This window comes from Aquisalimonas lutea (genome assembly GCF_030409225.1).
Lineage (GTDB): Bacteria > Pseudomonadota > Gammaproteobacteria > Nitrococcales > Aquisalimonadaceae > Aquisalimonas > Aquisalimonas lutea.
The window spans coordinates 128626-147304 of record NZ_JAUFPK010000004.1; the positions used below are offsets into that span (position 1 = coordinate 128626).

General features: G+C 68.7%; 18 protein-coding genes. All 18 read left to right on the forward strand.

Annotated elements, in window-relative coordinates; translation table 11 throughout:
- The first annotated feature begins 199 nt into the window (after positions 1-199).
- The 18 genes from QWY84_RS11715 to flhF all read left to right on the forward strand — a co-directional run bounded on the left by QWY84_RS11715 (position 200) and on the right by flhF (position 18592).
- On the forward strand, positions 200-1525 hold the full coding sequence (locus QWY84_RS11715) for a sigma-54-dependent transcriptional regulator (RefSeq protein ID WP_290202895.1): 1326 nt from the start codon (positions 200-202) through the stop codon (positions 1523-1525).
- A gap of 70 nt (positions 1526-1595) precedes the next feature.
- Positions 1596-1925, forward strand: coding sequence for a flagellar hook-basal body complex protein FliE (gene fliE, locus QWY84_RS11720; RefSeq protein WP_290202896.1), 330 nt, complete (start codon positions 1596-1598; stop codon positions 1923-1925).
- Positions 1926-1942: 17 nt separating this feature from the next.
- The gene (gene fliF / locus QWY84_RS11725; RefSeq protein ID WP_290202897.1) at positions 1943-3676 is read left to right on the forward strand and encodes a flagellar basal-body MS-ring/collar protein FliF; all 1734 of its coding nucleotides are present in this window, start codon (positions 1943-1945) and stop codon (positions 3674-3676) included.
- Positions 3669-4691 carry a flagellar motor switch protein FliG gene (fliG, locus tag QWY84_RS11730; RefSeq protein WP_290202898.1) on the forward strand — a complete coding sequence of 341 codons (1023 nt, stop codon included), beginning with the start codon at positions 3669-3671 and terminating at the stop codon, positions 4689-4691. The genes fliF and fliG overlap by 8 nt, the downstream gene beginning before the upstream one ends.
- The gene (locus QWY84_RS11735; protein WP_290202899.1) at positions 4678-5640 is read left to right on the forward strand and encodes a flagellar assembly protein FliH; all 963 of its coding nucleotides are present in this window, start codon (positions 4678-4680) and stop codon (positions 5638-5640) included. Before fliG ends, QWY84_RS11735 begins: the two co-directional genes overlap by 14 nt.
- On the forward strand, positions 5637-6992 hold the full coding sequence (gene fliI, locus QWY84_RS11740; RefSeq protein WP_290202900.1) for a flagellar protein export ATPase FliI: 1356 nt from the start codon (positions 5637-5639) through the stop codon (positions 6990-6992). The genes QWY84_RS11735 and fliI overlap by 4 nt, the downstream gene beginning before the upstream one ends.
- Before the next feature lie 36 nt (positions 6993-7028).
- The gene (gene fliJ / locus QWY84_RS11745; RefSeq protein WP_290202901.1) at positions 7029-7481 is read left to right on the forward strand and encodes a flagellar export protein FliJ; all 453 of its coding nucleotides are present in this window, start codon (positions 7029-7031) and stop codon (positions 7479-7481) included.
- A gap of 231 nt (positions 7482-7712) precedes the next feature.
- Positions 7713-8771: a flagellar hook-length control protein FliK gene (locus QWY84_RS11750; RefSeq protein ID WP_290202902.1), complete on the forward strand. Its 1059-nt coding sequence runs from the start codon at positions 7713-7715 to the stop codon at positions 8769-8771.
- 384 nt (positions 8772-9155) lie between these two features.
- The gene (locus QWY84_RS11755) at positions 9156-9677 is read left to right on the forward strand and encodes a flagellar basal body-associated FliL family protein (RefSeq protein ID WP_290202903.1); all 522 of its coding nucleotides are present in this window, start codon (positions 9156-9158) and stop codon (positions 9675-9677) included.
- A 2-nt stretch (positions 9678-9679) separates the two neighbouring features.
- A complete protein-coding gene (fliM, locus tag QWY84_RS11760) occupies positions 9680-10714 on the forward strand; it encodes a flagellar motor switch protein FliM (RefSeq protein WP_290202904.1) in 1035 nt (344 codons plus the stop codon).
- Positions 10686-11144, forward strand: a complete 459-nt coding sequence (gene fliN / locus QWY84_RS11765) for a flagellar motor switch protein FliN (RefSeq protein ID WP_290202905.1) — start codon at positions 10686-10688, stop codon at positions 11142-11144. The genes fliM and fliN overlap by 29 nt, the downstream gene beginning before the upstream one ends.
- A gap of 266 nt (positions 11145-11410) precedes the next feature.
- Positions 11411-11758 carry a flagellar biosynthetic protein FliO gene (fliO, locus tag QWY84_RS11770; protein WP_290202906.1) on the forward strand — a complete coding sequence of 116 codons (348 nt, stop codon included), beginning with the start codon at positions 11411-11413 and terminating at the stop codon, positions 11756-11758.
- Entirely contained in the window at positions 11755-12492 is a 738-nt protein-coding gene (gene fliP / locus QWY84_RS11775; RefSeq protein WP_290202907.1) for a flagellar type III secretion system pore protein FliP, read from the forward strand. The genes fliO and fliP overlap by 4 nt, the downstream gene beginning before the upstream one ends.
- Positions 12493-12501: 9 nt before the next feature.
- Entirely contained in the window at positions 12502-12771 is a 270-nt protein-coding gene (fliQ, locus tag QWY84_RS11780; protein WP_290202908.1) for a flagellar biosynthesis protein FliQ, read from the forward strand.
- Positions 12772-12787: 16 nt separating this feature from the next.
- Positions 12788-13567, forward strand: a complete 780-nt coding sequence (gene fliR / locus QWY84_RS11785) for a flagellar biosynthetic protein FliR (protein WP_290202909.1) — start codon at positions 12788-12790, stop codon at positions 13565-13567.
- Positions 13568-13743: 176 nt separating this feature from the next.
- Complete coding sequence (gene flhB / locus QWY84_RS11790; protein ID WP_290202910.1) at positions 13744-14934, forward strand: flagellar biosynthesis protein FlhB; 1191 nt, start codon at positions 13744-13746, stop codon at positions 14932-14934.
- Between the two features lie 51 nt (positions 14935-14985).
- Complete coding sequence (gene flhA, locus QWY84_RS11795; RefSeq protein ID WP_290202911.1) at positions 14986-17142, forward strand: flagellar biosynthesis protein FlhA; 2157 nt, start codon at positions 14986-14988, stop codon at positions 17140-17142.
- 31 nt (positions 17143-17173) lie between these two features.
- The gene (gene flhF / locus QWY84_RS11800) at positions 17174-18592 is read left to right on the forward strand and encodes a flagellar biosynthesis GTPase FlhF (RefSeq protein WP_290202912.1); all 1419 of its coding nucleotides are present in this window, start codon (positions 17174-17176) and stop codon (positions 18590-18592) included.
- Positions 18593-18679 lie beyond the last annotated feature (87 nt).

Genomic DNA, 18679 nt, shown 5'->3' on the forward strand with positions numbered 1-18679 from the left:
GTGGGAGGGGCTTCAGCCCCGACCATGTCCGGAGGGCCGATTCCCTGGAAGGTCGCGGCTGAAGCCGCTCCTACAATCCCTTTGGTATCGCGCTGGTGCCTGATTCTCCTGCCTGGCACGGATGCTGCAACCGCCCTGCTGCACGGATTCCGGACCGTCGGTGCTCTGACGCCGACGGCTGCAAGCAGGAGGGTGCGCCGTGTCGAATACCCGAATACTGGTGGTGGCCGCTGATGAAGGCCTGCGGGCGGAGCCCTGCCGTGCCCTGACGGCGGCCGGCTACGAACCCGTGCCGGCGGCCTCGGTGGAGACGGCCTGCGAGGCCGTGGCGGCGGGCCCGGTGGGGCTTGCGCTGGTGCACGGGACGAGCGTGGGCGACTGGCGTCGCCTGCGGCGCCGGCCCGGCGCACCCCCGGTGGTGGTGATGGAGGCGGGGGCGGACGTGCCCCGGGCCGTGCGGGCCATCCGCTACGGCGCCGTCGATTTTCTGTCGGCGCCGGACGACCCGGCCGCCGTGCTGTCCATAGTCCGGCGCCACGCGGTTCCGGCCGGCGGTGACGGCCTCGTGGCGTCGGACGAGCGCACGCGCGCCGTCCTGGACCTGGCCCGCCGGGTTGCCTCCAAGCCGGTGACGGTGCTGCTCAACGGCGAAAGCGGCACCGGCAAGGAGGTCTTCGCCCGCTATCTGCACACCCACTCGGAGCGCGCCGACGGTCCGTTCGTCGCCGTCAACTGCGCAGCCATTCCCGAGAACATGCTCGAGGCGCTGCTGTTCGGCTACGAGAAGGGCGCCTTTACCGGCGCCACCCGCAGCCACGCCGGCAAGTTCGAGCAGGCCTCCGGGGGCACGCTCCTGCTGGACGAGATCTCCGAGATCGATGCCGGGCTCCAGGCCAAGCTGTTGCGCGTGCTCCAGGAGCGCGAGGTGGAGCGCCTGTGCGGCAGCCACCCCGTGCCGGTGGACACGCGCGTGGTGGCCACCACCAACCGGGATCTGCGCGAGGCGGTGGCCAGCGGCGCGTTCCGTGAGGACCTCTACTACCGCCTGTGCGTGTTCCCCATCCAGCTGCCGCCCCTGCGGGAGCGTCGCGACGACGTCCTGCCGCTGGCCGAGGGCTTTCTGCGCCGCCTGGGGGACGGCGGCGCGACGCTGTCGCCGGCGGCCCGGCGGCGGCTGCTCGACCATGACTGGCCGGGCAATGTCCGCGAGCTGGAGAACGTGATCCAGCGGGCCCTGATCCTTGCCGACGGCGAGCACGTGGACGCCGACGACCTGCATTTCGAGATGGCGCCGATGGCCGCGCCCCAGGCCGAGGAAGCCGGCGAGGCGTCGCTGGACGACAGCCTGCGCGACAGCGAGCACCGACTGATTCTTGACACCCTGCGACAGACCAACGGCAGCCGCAAGAACACCGCGGATCGACTGGGCATCAGCGTGCGCACGCTGCGCTACAAGATCGCCCGCATGCGCGACAACGGTGTGGCGGTGCCGGACAGCAGCGGCATGCAGGCGCAGACGGGATGAACGGGAAGACCGTGGAGCCGGAGTCCGATTTTGCGGGCCGGTTCATGGGTGAGAACAACGGAGGCGTGCTATGAATCCGGTGAACAACAACGGTGCCGAGCAACTGCTCCAGCAGATGCGGGCCATGGCCGAGCAGGCCGGCGGAACGCAGGCGCCGCAGCAGGGCCCGAGCCAGGACGGTCCGCAGTTCGTGGACGCCATGAAGAATGCCCTGGAGGCGGTGAACGAGGCGCAGCAGACGTCCGGCGACATGCAGGAGGCCTTCGTCCGCGGCGAGGATGTGGATCTGACGGAAGTGATGGTGTCCATGCAGAAGTCCCGGGTCGCCTTCGAGGCTACCAAGCAGGTGCGCACGCGCCTGGTGGAAGCCTATCGCGACATCTACAACATGCCGGTCTGACCTGAGGTGGATGCATCATGGCCGAATCACAGGCACTGAGCCCGCGGGAAGCCCAGGATCTCGCCGCCGACTCCGGGGAAAGCGGGGCCGCCGGCGGGCAGCCGTGGCAGCGCTTTTTCCGCAGCGCGCCGGACCTGCGCCAGATGGGGCTGATCGCCGGAATCCTGGGCGCCATCGGGCTGGGCGTGGGGCTGTTCTTCTGGGCCCAGCAGCCCAGCTACCAGACGCTCTACGCGGGCCTCAGCGAGGCGGACCGCGCCCAGGTGGTGGAGGCGCTGCGCGAGACGGAAATGGGCGTGCGCGTTAACAGCGACACCGGTGCCGTGGAGGTGCCGCAAGGGAATGTCCACGAGGCGCGCATCCACCTGGCCGGCCAGGGCCTGCCCGAAGGCCAGGGCACCGGCTTCGAGATGCTCCAGGAGGACCAGCGCTTCGGCACCAGCGAGTTCATGGAGACGGCGCGGTTCCGGCGGGCCCTGGAGACCGAGCTCGCCCGCACGGTGAGCAGCCTCAGCCCGGTGCAGAGCGCGCGCGTGCACATCGCCGTGCCGGAGCAGTCGGCGTTCATCCGCGACACCAGCGAGCCCACCGCGTCGGTCACCACGCGCCTTCACGGCGGCCGCAGCCTGAGCGATCGGGAAGTGCAGGCGATTGTCCACATGATCTCCAGCAGCGTGCCGGAGATGACCGAGGACAACGTCTCGGTGGTGGACCAGGACGGCACGCTGCTGACCCGCGACGAGGACAGCGGCGACGGCATGTCCGGCAGCCAGTTCGAGATGCGCGAGCGCCTGGAGCGCGACTACCAGCGGCGGATCGAGGACCTGCTCACGCCCATGGTGGGCGAGGGTCGGGTGAAGGCCAAGGTCAACGTGGACCTGGACTTCTCCCGGGAGGAGGTGACCGAGGAGATGTTCAACCCCGACGGCACCGTGATCCGCAGCGAGCAGACCAGCGAGGAGCGCGGCGGCGGTACCGAGCTGGCCCAGGGCATCCCCGGCGCGCTGACCAACCAGCCCCCGGGCGCCGGCCAGATCGGCGAGGATGGCGAGGGCGAGGGCGGCAACGGCGGTTTCACGCCGCAGCCGCAGGATACCTCCAGCAGCACCACCCGGAACTACGAGGTGGGCCGCACCATGCGCCACGTCCAGAACCCGGCGGGTACCGTGGAGCGGCTTACCGTGGCCGTGCTGGTGGACCAGCCCCGGGTTGCGGGCGAGGAAGAGGGCGAGACGGTCCGCGAGGCCATGAGCGCCGAGCAGATCGAGCGCATTACCGCCCTGGTGCAGGATGCCGTGGGCTTCGATGCCGATCGCGGCGACCGCGTCAACGTGGTCGACGCGGCGTTCCAGGACGTCGCCCAGCAGTCCGAGATGCCCCAGCCCGCCCTGTGGGAGCAGCCGTGGGCCCAGGAGCTCATGCGCTGGGCCATCGCCGGCCTCGTGGCCCTGGCGCTGATCCTGTTCGTGGTGCGGCCCCTGATCAAGGCCCTGGTCGGACGCGCCGACGCCGGGCCGGCCCGGCGCGGCGAAGGCGACGGGCAGGGCCTGCCGCCCGCCGGCGAGGCCGCGGCGGCGGATCAGCAGCGCCTCACCGGCCCGGACGTGGAGAGCGGCTCCATCGCCCAGCGGGCCGCCGAGACGGGCCCGGACCACAGCCAGGAGCGGGTCGACGCGGCCCGCGAGATGGTCAACAGCGATCCGGCGCTGGCGGCCAACGTCATCAAGAACTGGTTGAACGAAGATGAGTAACGGTGACGAGAAACAGGCGGTACGCAAGCTCAGCGGCGCCGAGCGCGCCGCCATCTTCCTGATGAGCCTGGGCGAGGATGATGCCGCCTCGGTGCTGCAGCACCTGGGGCCGCGGGAGGTCCAGGTGCTCGGCACCACCATGACCAGCCTGACCAACGTCAGCCGCGAGCAGGTCGGCGGCGTCATGGAGGAATTCGTGGTCACCGTGGGCCAGCAGACATCGCTGGGCATCGGCAACACGGACTACATCCGGTCGGTCATGGTGAAGGCGCTGGGCGAGGACAAGGCCGGCGGCATCATCGACCGGATTCTCATGGGCGGCAATACCCGCGGTCTGGAGCAGCTCAAGTGGCTGGACGGACGGACCGTGGCGGAAATGCTGCGACTGGAACACCCACAGATCACCGCCATCGTGCTCTCGTACCTGGACTCCGACCATGCCGCCGAGGTGCTGGCCGAGATTCCCGAGCGCATGCGCCACGACATCGTCATGCGCATCGCCACCCTGGACGGGGTACAGCCGGCGGCGCTCCAGGAGCTCGACGAAATGATGGAAAAGCAGTTCTCCGGCAAGCAGCGCCTCAAGTCCTCGTCCATCGGCGGGCTGCAGGCGGCCGCCAACATCCTCAACTTCATGGATACCAACACCGAGGGCGCGGTCATGGAGGCCATCAGCGACGTGGACGAGGAGCTGGGCGGCCGCATCCAGGACCTCATGTTCGTGTTCAACGATCTGGGCAACCTGGACGACCGCAGCGTGCAGACGCTGCTGCGCGAGGTCACCTCGGACAATCTCGTGCTCGCCCTCAAGGGTGCGGAGGAGAACGTCAAGGACAAGCTGTTCCGCAACCTCTCCCGCCGGGCCGCCGAGATGCTCCAGGACGACCTGGATGCCAAGGGCCCGGTACGGCTCAGCGAGGTCGAGCAGGCGCAGAAGGAGGTGCTGAGCATCGCCAAGCGGCTGGCGGATGAGGGCCAGATCTCCCTGGGCGGGGGCGGCGATGAGTTTGTCTAGGGTCCTGCGCGGCACCGAGGCCGAGTCCATGGAGCGCTGGGAGCTTCCCAGCGTCGATGGCGACGGCCGCAGCGCCGCCCAGGAGCAGGCCCGGGACACCGAAGAGGCACCGCTGCGGCCGCCCACTGCGGAGGAGCTGGAGGACATCCGCCGCCGCGCCCGGGAGGAAGGCCATGCCGAGGGCCGCGAGGCCGGCTATCGGGAGGGCCACGACGCCGGCTACAAGGCCGGTGAAGAGGAGATCGGCAAGCTCCAGGACGAGCAGAAAGACAAGCTGCGGATCCTGGAGAACCTCGTCCAGGCCCAGGCGCAGCCGCTGGAGCAGCTGGACGATGAAGTTCACGAGCAGCTGGTGCGGCTGGTGCTGACCCTGGCGCGCCAGGTCATTCGCCGCGAGCTGCAGACGCAGCCGGGCGAGATCCTGGCGGTCATTCGCGAGGCCGTGGGCCTGCTGCCCATGGCCGCCCGCGACGTGCGCGTGCACGTGCATCCCGACGACCACCGCTTTCTCAACGAGCTGCTGGGGGAGGACGACAGCGATCGCGCCTGGCGCCTCGTCGACGATCCGGCGCTGAGCCGGGGCGGCTGCCGCGTGGAGGCGGAGCGCTCCGAGGTGGATGCGACCCTGGAGCGACGCCTGGCGCAGCTGGCGAGCCAGCTCCTGGGCGGCCGCGAGGAGGATCTCCGGGACGAGCTGGTGCGGGCCGACGGTCCCGGCAACGACGAGGCGGCGTCCGGTGCCGGAGAGCCTGATCCGCCGGCGGCATCCGGAGGGCGCGCCGACGCCGTCGACGAGGGCGCCGGGCCGGCCGATCACGAAGCCCCTGCGGCGGCCGAGCCGGCTCCCGAAAGTGGAGCGGCGCGTAATCCCGCCGGCTCCGCCGGCGGGGACGAAGACGCCGGGGAGGGCCGCGGCGACGCAGACCCCGATGCGCCGGAGGCGACATGAGCGAGCCGACGGCGCAACGGCGGGGCGCCTGGCTGGAGCGCCTGCGCGGCCTGGAGGAGCGCGTGGAGCCGCCGCGCCCGGTGCCCACAGGGGTACTCCGCCGCATGGTCGGGCTCACCCTGGAGGCCCAGGGCTGCGAGGCGCCGGTGGGTGCCCGCTGCCTGATCACCACGCCCGACGGCACCGAGGTCGAGGCGGAGGTGGTCGGCTTCGGCGATGACAGCCTGTATCTCATGCCCACCGGGGATCTCTACGGCCTGACGCCCAACGCGCGGGTTACGCCGCTGGAGGGCATCTACGAGGCGGAGGTTGGAGAAAGCCTCCTGGGCCGGGTGCTCGACGGCTCCGGCCGGCCCATCGACGGCGCCGGGCCCCTGCAGACCACCCAGCGCAAGCCCCTGCTGGGCGAGGCGGTCAATCCGCTGTCCCGCGCGCCCATCCGACAGCCCCTGGATACCGGCGTGCGTGCCATCAACGGCCTGCTCACCGTGGGCCGGGGCCAGCGCATGGGCCTGTTCGCCGGCAGCGGCGTGGGCAAGAGCGTGCTGCTGGGCATGATGACCCGCTATACCAACGCCGATGTCGTGGTGGTCGGGCTCATCGGCGAGCGCGGCCGTGAGGTGAAGGAGTTCATCGAGGACATTCTCGGCGAGGAAGGCCTGCAGCGCTCGGTGGTGGTGGCCGCCCCGGCGGACGCATCGCCGCTCATGCGCCTGCACGGCGCCATGCAGGCGACGGCGGTGGCCGAGCATTTCCGCGACCAGGGCAAGCAGGTGCTGCTGCTCATGGACTCGCTCACCCGCTATGCCCAGGCCCAGCGGGAGATCGGCCTGTCCATCGGCGAGCCGCCGACCACCAAGGGCTACCCGCCGTCGGTGTTCGCGCGCTTGCCGCGGTTGGTGGAGCGCGCGGGCAACGGGCCCGTGGGCGGCGGCTCCATCACCGCGTTCTACACGGTGCTGGCCGAGGGGGACGACCAGAACGATCCCATCGCCGACGCGGCTCGTGCCATACTGGACGGACACGTGGTGCTCAGCCGGGAGCTCGCCGACGCGGGGCATTACCCGGCCATCGACATCGAGGCCTCCGTGAGCCGGGCCATGCCGAACATCGTCGACGGCCGCCACCGGGAGCTGGCGCAGCGCTTCCAGCAGATCTACGGGGTGTGGCAGCAGAACCGGGATCTCATCAACGTGGGGGCGTACCAGCGCGGCACCGACCCGCGGGTCGACGAGGCCATCGAGGTGCGGCCGCGGCTACTGGAGTTCCTGCAGCAGGACTTGCACTATGCGGAAACGCTGGACGACAGCATCGACAAGCTGGCGGGCGTGCTGCCGGGGGGCGGCGCGTAATCATGAAGCGGGACGCGAGTTACAGGACACGAGATCATGTCGCGCCTGAAGCGCCTGGAGACCGTCGAGGGCGTCATGGACGACAAGGCCGAGCGGGCCGCCCGCGAATTCGGCGAAGCGCAACAGCAGCTGGACAACGAGCGGCAGCGCCTGGAGCAGCTGCAGCAGTTCCGCGCCGAGTACCAGGGGCGGCTCACCGGTGACGGCGGCGCCACCATGGATGCCTTCCGCCTGCGCGACTTCAACGCCTTCATCGCCCGCATCGACGCCGCCATCGAGCAGCAGAACGAGCAGATCCGCGCCGCCGAGCGCCAGTTCCAGCGCGCCCGGGAGCACTGGGAGCACGAGCGCACCCGCGCCGAGGCCATGGGCAAGGTGGTCGCGCGCGAGCGCGACGCCGAGCAGCGCCAGGAGCGCAAGCGCGAGCAGACCCAGGCCGACGAGCTCGCCCAGCGCATGTTCGCCCACCGCAACAAGGGGCGTCGGTAGACTCTGCCGTTGTCCGTGTGGAGTGGGAGCGGCTTCAGCCGCGACTTTCCAGAGCATTGCATTCCCGGAGTCGGGGCTAAAGCCCCTCCCACAGTGGCATGGACAGACCGGCCGATGTTGCAGCAGTCGCGGCCGAAGCCGCTCCTCCTGTGGCCGGAACGCCGCCCGCTCCAACCTGGCCCCTCTTTTGCTAGGTATCCCCGCGGAACCAGTTACATTCGGGAGACTGACATGCAGGGGCTGCAACTGATCGAGTCCGCGCTCAGGAACATGGAGGGGGGCAAGCTCGACCCCTCCCGGCCTGATGCCCCCGAGAACCGGGCGTTTCTGGAAGCGCTGCTGGAGACGGATGCGCTCAAGGACAGCGGGCTCACCCTGGAGGACCTGGAAGCCTGGCTCGCCAGCCAGGGCGGCAAGGGGCTTCCGCTGGGCGGCCAGGAGTTGCCGTTGGCGGACGGTCAGCGGCCGGTGGCCGAGGGGTTGGCCCGCGGGCAGAACGATGACGCCCTGCCGGCGGATGCCGCGGCCCGGAGGGCGCTGCGCGGCGGCGCCGAGCAGCAGGATGAGGCGGTCCTGTACGATCTGCTGGCCATGGGCGGCATGGGTGGTCAGAACGGCAAGGGTCCGATGGCGGGGAGCCCGGGCAGTGACGACGGCGCGGGCGAGCAGACGCTGATGCAGCTGGTGGCGCGGGCGCGGCAGCTGCAGTCCCAGCAGGCGCTGGCCGAGGCCCAGGGCCGCGGCTCGCCGGGCGGCGAGACGAGCCAGGCGGACGCAGGCCGGGCCGTGCAGGCGCACTTCCAGCAGACGCTCCACAATGCCATGCCCCAGCCGACGGGGACGCCCACCTACACCGTGCCCCAGTCCATGGACCAGTCCGGGTGGGGCCAGGCCCTGGGCGAGCGCGTGGTCATGATGGCCAATCAGAACGTCCAGCAGGCGCGGGTGCAGATCAATCCGCCGGAGCTGGGCCCGCTGGATGTGCGCATCCGCACTGCGGACGACAAGACCAGCATCGTCTTCCAGGCCCAGAGCGCCGTGACCCGCGAGGCCCTGGACGCCGAGCTGCCGCGGCTGCGCATGATGCTCAGCGACAACGGCATCGAGGACGCGGAAGTCAGCGTCGATCACGGTGATGCGTCACCGGAGAACCAGGACGGCGAGCGGCGGGAAGGATTCGCCCGGGGTGATACCCAGGACGGACGGTCGGGGAGTGACGGGCTGTCCGGTCCCGGCGGCGACGCCGGCGGCGACGGCGAGGCGCGGAGCCTGATCGACCATTACGCATGACGGGTCGGCCTGCTGGCCATGGGGGAGCGGCTTCGGTCGCGACCCTCTGACTGGTCTGACTCTCTGGAAGGTCGCGGCTGAAGCCGCTCCTACGGTGGGCGGAGTGAAAGGCGCCGGAGGCGATGCTTTGGGAGGGGCTTCAGCCCCGACCGGCTGGGCGGAGCCACGCTATGGAAGGTCGCGACTTACGTCGCTCCTACGGCGGGTTTCTGGAAAGTCCTTCTCCCGGCCCGCCGTAGGAGCGACGTAAGTCGCGACCACATGAGACGCAGTCCGCACGTTGCTCACGGGGGTCTTGTGCCGGGCTTTCCTGCCGATACCATGGGCAGGCGCACAGGGTCGGGACAGCGCCTGAGGCGTCCATGGCAATACAGGGGAGAGGGCATGCACGTCAGCGGAAAGGCCGGTCAGCGGGGGTCCAGCAAGCTTGTCGTGATTCTTCTGATCGGGTTGATCGTCGTGCTGCTGGCGGTCGGGACGGCGGCGGCGCTGTACCTGACGGGGATCGTCGGCTCGGGCGATGGCGATGACGAGGTCGCGGAGGAGCAGACCGAGGGCGACGGCGAAGACGCCGCCCCCCAGGGGCCGGCCCAGTACATGGAGCTGGAGGACGCCATTACCGTCAATATCCAGCGCGACAACGGACGCCGCGCCATTCTCCAGGCCCAGGTCCAGGTGATGGCGCGCGACGAGAAGGCGTTTTCCGCGATCGAGAGCCACATGCCCGTCATCCGGAACAACCTGATCTCCCTGTTCGGGGACCAGAGCTACGAGTCGGTCGCCTCCAGCGAGGGCAAGAACGCCCTGCGGCAGGAGGCGCGCGACGAGATCAATGCCGTTCTCGAGGAACAGGGCGTGGACTCGCGGATCGAGGCGGTGTATTTCACGCGGCTGGTAACGCAGTAGCCATGGCACAAGAGGACATACTCAGCCAGGACGAGATCGACGCGCTGCTCCACGGCGTCGATGGCGGCGACGTGGACTCGGAGTCCGATGAGGGCCCCAGCAGCGAGCCGCGGCAGTTCGATTTCCAGCACCAGGAGCGCATCGTCCGCGGGCGCATGCCGACCCTGGAGATGATCAACGAGCGCTTCGCCCGGCTGTTCCGCATCGGACTGTTCAACATGCTGCGCCGCACGCCGGAGGTCTCCGTGCAGGGCGTGGACATGATGAAGTTCGGCGAGTACGTCCACACCCTGTTCGTGCCCACCAGCCTGAACATCGTGCGCATGCACCCCTTGCGGGGCATGACGCTGTGCGTGGTGGATCCGAAGCTGGTGTTCGTGGTGGTGGACAACTTCTTCGGCGGCGACGGCCGCTACTACACCAAGATCGAGGGGCGGGAGTTCACCAGCACCGAGTGGCGGGTGATCCGCATGGTCCTGAACCAGGCCTTCGAGGACCTCCAGGAAGCCTGGGCGCCGGTGCTGCCGGTGGAGTTCGAGTATATGAACTCGGAGGTGAACCCGCAGTTCGCCAATATCGTCAGCCCGTCCGAGGTGGTCGTGGTCTGCCGCTTCAACGTCGAGCTCGACGGCGGTGCCGGCGAGTTCCACCTGACCATTCCGTACACCAATATCGAGCCGATCCGCGACCAGCTCAACGCCGGGGTGCAGAGCGACCGCAACGAGGTGGACGAGCGCTGGACGCGGTCCCTGCGTGAAGAGATGAAAAGCGCCGAGGTGGAGCTCAGCAGCAAGCTCACTGAGGTCCAGATCACCCTCAGGGACCTGCGCAATCTCAAGCCCGGCGACGTCATCCCGTGCGAGATTCCCGAGGAAGTGGTGGTCGAGGCGGAGGGCATCCCGGTTCTGCGGGGGACCTATGGCATATCCAACGGCCACGTGGGGATCAAGGTGCACGGCCAGATCCGCTCGTCGGATCCCGAGGTCCCGTGGCCGGCAAGGAGAGTGAATGATGAGCGAGGAAAACGGGAAGACTGAAGAGGACGCCGCGGCGGACTGGGAGGCGGCGCTCCAGGAGCAGGGCGAGGAAGAGCCGGCCGGCCAGGATGATGCCGGCGGCGCGGCTTCCGGGTCGGGGCAGGACGCCGGAGTGCAGCGTGCCGCCATGAGCGCTCTCCAGGACGAAGGCGAGCTCGAGCAGGACGAGAACGTCAACCTGGACGTGATCCTGGACATTCCCGTCACGCTCGCCATGGAGATCGGGCGCACCAAGATCAGCATCCGTCACCTGCTGCAGCTCAACCAGGGCTCCGTGGTGGAGCTGGACCGTCTCGCCGGCGAGCCGCTGGACGTGCTGGTCAACGGGACGCTGATCGCCCACGGCGAGGTGGTGGTGGTCAACGAGCGCTTCGGTATCCGCCTCACGGACGTGATCAGCCCGCAGGAGCGGGTGAAGAAGCTGAAGTGAAGCCTCCCGGACACCGGGTTGTAGGAGGGGCTTCAGCCCCGACGGCCCCGGAGCCGTGAGGAATCGGGGCTGAAGCCCCTCCCACAAAGGTCTCCGGATCGCACTAACCGTAGCAGGAAACCGCCATCCGCAATCCGAGCCACCAAGCCGGCCGCATCCGGCGCCTCGTCACCGGCGCGACGCTGGCCTGTGCCAATTTTCTGGCACCGGCGGCGGCGCTGGCGGAAAGCGCCGGCGAGACGTCGCCGGGCGTCGATGCCAGCGCCTTGATCCGGCTGGTGGTCGGGCTGGTCGTGGTGCTGGTGCTCATCGTGGCGCTGGGCTGGGTCATGCGGCGGATGGGCAAGTTCTCCAGCCCGGCCTCCGGGCGGTTGCGCGTACTCGGCGGCGTGTCCGTGGGTACGCGCGAGCGCATCGTGCTCGTCCAGGTGGGCGAGCAACAGCTTCTCGTCGGGGTTGCGCCCGGACGGGTACAGACCTTGCATGTGCTGGATAAGCCCCTGGAAGGGGGTGCCGGCACACCGGGACGCGAAGGCGGCCCGGCGGAGCAGGGACACCCGTTTGCGCAACGTCTGCGTCAGATGATGCAGCCCGACGAGAAGCGTCAGCAATGATTCGCAGTATACTGATTCTCCTGCCGTTATTGCTTGCCCCGGCACTTGCCGGCGCGCAGATGGGCGGGCTCGAGGCAGTTACGGTCCAGGACGGTGACAACGGCCAGAGCTACAGCGTGAGCCTCCAGGCTCTGCTGTTCATGACCGTCCTCACGCTGCTGCCCGCCATCCTGCTGACGATGACTTCGTTCACCCGCATCGTCATCGTCCTGGGAATTCTCCGGCAGGCCATCGGCACGGCGCAGACCCCCTCCAACCAGGTCCTGGTGGGGCTCGCCTTCTTCCTGACGCTGTTCATCATGACCCCGGTGCTGGAGAGCATCTATACCGAGGCGGTGGATCCGTACCTGTCCGAGGAGATGAGCGCCGAGGAGGCGCTGCAGACGGCCCGGGCGCCCATTCGCGATTTCATGGCCAGCCAGACCCGCGAGGAGGATCTGGCCATGTTCATGCGCATCTCGGACAACGATCCGGTGGAGTCCGTGGAGCAAGTGCCGTTCATGGTCCTGGTGCCTGCATTCCTGACCAGCGAGCTCAAGACGGCCTTCCAGATCGGCTTCATTCTCTACCTGCCGTTCCTGGTGGTGGACCTGGTGGTGTCGAGCACGCTCATGTCCATGGGCATGCTCATGCTCTCGCCCATGATCATCTCGCTGCCGTTCAAGATCATGCTGTTCGTGCTGGTGGACGGCTGGTCGCTGATCATGGGCACGCTGGCATCGAGCTTTTTCTAGGGAGGCGGCATGACCGAGGATTTCGCAATCGAGCTGGGCATGGAGGCGCTCTGGGTAGCCGTTCTGCTGGCCGGGCCCATCCTGCTGGTGGCGCTGATCACGGGGCTGGTCATCGGCATGTTCCAGGCGGCCACCCAGATCAACGAGCAGACCCTGAGCTTCGTACCCAAGCTGGGCACGCTGGTGATCACGCTGTTCGTGGCATCGCCCTGGATGCTCAACGTGCTGCTGGATTTCACCCGCTCGCTGTTCCTCAACGTCCCCTCCTGGGTGGGCTGACCGCGGAGATCCGGTCATGACGGTGACCACCGCCGAGATCATGACCTGGCTGGGGGCGTTCTTCTGGCCGTTCATGCGCGTCGGCGCCATGATGCTGGCGGCGCCGGTGCTGGGCGATCAGCAGGTGTCGGTGCGGATCCGGCTGCTCGTCGCCGTGGCGCTGACCATCGGCGTCATGCCCGCTGCAGGGCTGGCGCCGGAAGTGGCGCCCCTGTCCGCGGAAGGCTTGATGATCAGCCTGCAGCAGGTGGTCATCGGCATGGCCATGGGGCTCCTGGCAGGTATGGCACTGCAGAGCGCGAGCATTGCCGGCGAGATCGTGGCCCTGTCCATGGGGCTGGGATTCGCCAACATGGTCGATCCGGTGACGGGGCAATCCACGCCCGTGGTCTCGCAGTTCCTGATCGTCACCGCCACTCTGCTGTTTCTCACCATGGGCGGTCATCTCATGCTCATCGAGCTGCTCGCCGAGAGCTTCCGCGTGGTGCCCGTCGGCACCGAGGGGCTGGCGAGCCAGGAGTTCCGCACCATCGCCGGCTGGGGGGCGCAGATGTACGCCGGCGCGGTGCTGATCGCGCTGCCGGCGGTGGTGCTGTTGCTGCTGGTCTACCTGGCCCTGGGCGTGATGACCCGTGCCGCGCCGCAGATGAACATCTTCTCCGTGGGCTTTCCCGTGACCATGCTCGTGGGCTATCTCGCCCTGATGACGCTGGTCCTGCCCTCGCTCCCGGGCCGCATGGCCGCCCTGTGGAGCGAAGCATTCAACGGTATCGGCGCCCTTCTGGGCATGAACTGAGCCTGTCGGGGCTAGGGCCCCGCTCGCTGGCATCCGGTGTAGGAGGGGCTTCAGCCCCGACATTCCGGCATAGGGAAACGCCTGACCATTCGGCGTGACCTCGCTCCCGCGCCCGGACCATGGTCCAGTTCTTGCTCTGCATGCCCGGCACGGGATGAAAGCGCCGGAGAACTGTCGTGGCCGAGTCGAGCGAGGACGGGCAGGAGAAAACCGAAGAGCCTACCCCCAAACGGCAACAGGATGCCAAGGAGAAGGGGCAGGTTCCGCGGTCCAAGGAGCTCAATACCACCATGGTCATGGTGCTGGGCGCCGGCGGCCTGCTGGTGTTCGGCAACTACATGGTCGGACAGATCAACGAGCTCTTTCACGTCACCTTCGGCATGGACCGCCAGGACGCCTTCGACCCCGATGCACCGTTCCACATGCTGCACGAAGCGTTCTGGATCGGGATCAAGGCGGTCGCGCCGTTCGCCCTGGTGATGCTGGTGGCGGCCCTGCTGACGCCGGCACTCATGGGGGGCTGGACGTTCACCGCCAGCGGCATGGCGCCGAAGCTGGAGAAGATGAGCCCGCTGAAGGGCCTCAAGCGCATGTTCGGCGTCAATGCGCTGGTGGAGCTCGGCAAGTCCATCGCCAAGGTGCTGGTGGTCTTCGGCGTGGCGATGCTGCTGTTCTGGGCCATGCAGGACCGCATCGCGGCGATGACCCGCGAGTCGCTCCAGCAGGGCCTCATGCACGGGGCGACGCTGTTCTTCTGGGCCTTCTTTGCGCTGGCGGCGGCGCTGATCATCGTCGCCGCGGTGGATATCCCGTACCAGATCTGGGACCACACCCAGAAGCTGAAAATGACCCACCAGGAGGTCAAGGACGAGAACAAGGAGACCCAGGGCAAGCCCGAGGTGAAGAGCAAGATCCGGCAGCTCCAGAACCAGATCGCCCAGGGCCGCATGATGGAGAACGTGCCCAAGGCCGACGTGGTCGTGACCAACCCGACCCGTTACGCCATTGCGCTGCGCTACGACCAGAGCCGCATGAGGGCGCCGCAGGTGGTGGCCAAGGGCACCGACGTGCTGGCCGCGCGCATCCGCGAGATCGCCGACGACAACGGCATTCCGCTGTTCGAGGCACCGCCGTTGGCACGGGCCTTGTATCACACCACGGAGCTGGAGCAGGAGATCCCGGCGGGACTGTACCTCTCGGTGGCCCAGGTCCTGGCCTACATCTACCAGCTGCAGGCGGCACGGCGGACGGGCGGCCAGCAACCGGAGCGGCCCCGGCCCACGGTGCCGGAGGAGTTCAAGGAATACGCGCGGCCGCCGGAGGCCGACGACAATCCGACGAACGGGAGACCGGCGACAGAATTCTGACGTCGGTGAATTCAGCCAGGCGCGCAAGCGCCGGGGAGTACAGGACGCACCATGGCAACGGCCGCAGGGGTTTTCAGCAACATCCGGCAGTACAGCAGGAACGGGCTGGGGACGCCGCTGCTGCTCATGGCGTTGCTGGCCATGATGGTCGTGCCCCTGCCGCCCCTGGCCCTGGACATGCTGTTCACCTTCAATATCACCCTGTCGCTGGTGGTCATGCTGGTGGCGGTGTATACGCCGCGCCCCCTGGAGTTCGCGGTCTTCCCCACGGTGCTGCTGCTGGCCACGCTGCTGCGCCTGGCGCTGAACGTCGCCTCGACCCGGGTCATCCTTCTCAACGGCCATACCGGCACCGACGCCGCCGGCGACGTCATCCGCGCGTTCGGCGAGTTCGTGGTGGGCGGCAACTACGCGGTCGGCCTGGTGGTCTTCGCCATCCTGGTGATCATCAACTTCGTGGTGGTAACCAAGGGAGCGGGGCGCATCTCCGAGGTCACCGCGCGCTTCACCCTGGATGCCCTGCCGGGCAAGCAGATGGCCATCGACGCCGATCTCAACGCCGGGCTCATCGACCAGGACACCGCCCGGACCCGTCGCGCCGAGGTTTCCCAGGAGGCGGACTTCTACGGCTCCATGGACGGTGCCAGCAAGTTCGTCCGCGGCGACGCCATCGCCGGCATCCTGATCCTGTTCATCAACATCATCGGCGGGCTGTTCATCGGCATCCTGCAGCACGGCATGGCTTTCCAGCACGCCATCAACAACTACACGCTGCTGACCATCGGCGACGGCCTGGTGGCGCAGATCCCCTCCCTGGTGCTGTCCACCGGCGCCGCCATTCTGGTCACGCGGGTCTCTTCGTCCCAGGACATGGCCGGCGAGGTCATGCGCACCCTCCTGGGCAAGCCCCGGGCCCTGGGGGTGAGCGCGGTGGTGCTGGGCATCATGGGGCTGATCCCCGGCATGCCGAACCTGGCGTTCCTGTCGCTGGCGGGGATCGCGGGCTTCGCTGCGTGGCGGATCCACCGCAACCAGGCGGTCACGCCGGAGGTGGAGACCGCCGCCGAGCAGCAGCGCGCCGCGGCGACCACGGCCCGGGACGCCCAGGGGCAGGGACAGCAGGCCCCGGCCCGGTCGGGCGAGTCCCAGGAACTCACCTGGGAGGACGTGCCGCCGGTGGACACCATCGGCCTGGAGGTGGGCTACGGCCTGATCCCCCTGGTGGACAAGAACCAGGGCGGGCAGCTTCTCAGCCGTATCAAGGGCGTGCGCAAGAAGGTCTCCCAGGACCTCGGATTCCTGATTCCCACCGTCCACATCCGCGACAACCTGGATCTGGGCCCCAATACCTACCGGATCAGCGTCCTGGGCGTGCCCATGGGCGAGGCGGAGCTCCAGCCCAGCAAGGAGATGGCCATCAACCCCGGAACGGTTCAGGGCGAGATCAAGGGCCAGGCCACACGCGATCCGGCCTTCGGCCTGGAGGCGGTGTGGATCGACCCGTCCCAGCGGGATTATGCCCAGACCATGGGGTACACGGTGGTGGACGCCAGCACCGTGGCGGCGACGCACCTGAGCCAGATCATCCAGACCCATGCCCACGAGCTGCTCGGCCACGAGGAGGTGCAGAAGCTCCTGGACATGCTCGCGCGCAACCAGCCGAAGCTGGTCGAGGAGCTGGTCCCGAACACCCTGCCGCTGTCGACGGTGGTGCGGGTGCTGCAGAACCTGCTGGAAGAGCGCATCCCCATTCGCGACATGCGCACCGTCGTCGAGACGCTGGCGGAGTATGGCCAGGCAAACAAGGACCCCGCCAGCCTCACGGCTGCGGTGCGCGAGGCGCTCGGGCGCATGATCGTGCAGAACGTTGCGGGCATGGCCCGGGAGGTGCCGGTGATCACGCTCGATCCGCAGCTGGAACAGTTATTGCTCAATACCGTCCAGGGCGGCGGCGACGGTGCCGCCGGGTTCGAGCCCGGCCTGGCCGACCGTCTCCAGCGCTCCCTGGCGGAGACGGCCCAGCGCCAGGAGATGGCGAATCAGCCCGCGGTGCTGCTGACGGCGCCGCAGCTGCGCGGCTGGTTGTCGCGGCTGACGCGGCACAGCGTGCAGGGGCTCAACGTCCTCTCGTACAACGAGGTTCCGGACGAGAAGCAGGTGAAGATCGTGGCCTCCATCGGCCAGCAACAGGTCGCCCAGGGAAGCTAGGGCGGTTAACCGGGAATAACGGGGTGGGATCATGAAGATCAGGCGGATTCAGGCGAAGACCATGCGGCAGGGGATCCGGCGCGTGCGCGACGAGATCGGCCCCCAGGCAGTGATTCTCTCCTCCCGCGAAGTCCAGGACGGGGTGGAGGTCATCGCGGCGCTGGATTTCGACGAGGAATCGGTCCGCGAGCAGGCGCGCCGCGACGAGCGGCGCGTCGCCCCTGCCGAAGAGCCGGAGGACGGCCCGGGCCACGGGTCGCTGGCCGAGCCGGCGGATTTCGCCGCACTGCTGCAGCAGGCGGGGCGCACGGGCGGTACGGACGGCGGCGACCGGGGCCCCGGAGAACAACGCCAGCGGATTGACGTCCAGGTAGACGATCCTCTGACGCAGGACGATCTGGATGCGATGGGGTTCGCAGACAGCCCGGCGCGGGAACCCCAGACTGAACGGGCATCTTCGGGAAGAGACAGGGAGCGGCAGCGAAGCGCGCCGGCATCGGCCCGGGCGGAGGAGCCCTCGGTCCAGGCCATGCGCAGCGAGCTGAAGACCCTGCGGACCCTGTTCGAGAACCAGCTGTCCGTGATGCAGTGGCAGGAGCAGGGCCGCAGCAATCCCACGCGCACCACGCTGCTGCGTCAGCTCACGGAGCTGGGCCTGGGCCCGGAGGTATGCCGCAAGCTGGCGGATCGCGCCGACGCCTCGCTGGAGCCCGCGGTCGCGCTGCGGCAGGCGCTGCACACGGTGGCGCGCCACCTGCCGGTCAAGCGCGACGAGCTGCTGGACCGGGGCGGCGTCGTGGCGGTGGTCGGGCCCACCGGCGTGGGCAAGACCACCACGGTGGCCAAGCTGGCGGCGCGTTTCGCGCTTCGCCACGGGCGCCACACGGTGGCCCTGGTGAGCACGGACAATTTCCGTATCGGCGCCCAGGACCAGCTGCGGAATTTCGCCCGCATCCTGGGGGTGCCGGTGCACACGGCGGGCAACGCGCCGGAGCTGGAGACGGTGCTCGGCGATCTTGCCGACAAGCGGCTGGTACTGGTGGATACGGCGGGCATGAGTCAGCGGGATATGCGATTGGCGGAGCAGTTCAACACTCTCAAGGCGCTGGGCGACCGCATCCGCAGCTACCTGGTACTGTCCGCGAACACCCAGCTGGCGACGCTCAACGAGACGGTCAAGGCCTATGCGCGGGCAAAGCCCGCGGGCTGCATCCTGACCAAGACGGACGAGGCCACCAGCCTGGGGGCGGCGATCACCGTGCTGCTCCAGCAGCGCGTGCCGGTGAGCTTCATCGGCAACGGCCAGCGGGTGCCCGAGGATCTGACCCCGGCCCGGGGTGATAAGCTCGTCCACGAGGCCGTGCGGCTGGTGCGCGAGTACGGCCGCAGCGTGGACGACGACCAGATGGCGGTGGCGTTCGGCGCGCAGACTTCCGCCGGCAGTGCCTAGCCGTGGCGGGGCGCAGCGGGGCGTCCCGCCACGACATGACAATAGCGAAGAGAATCAACGACTCATGGATCAGGCAGCGGGGCTGAG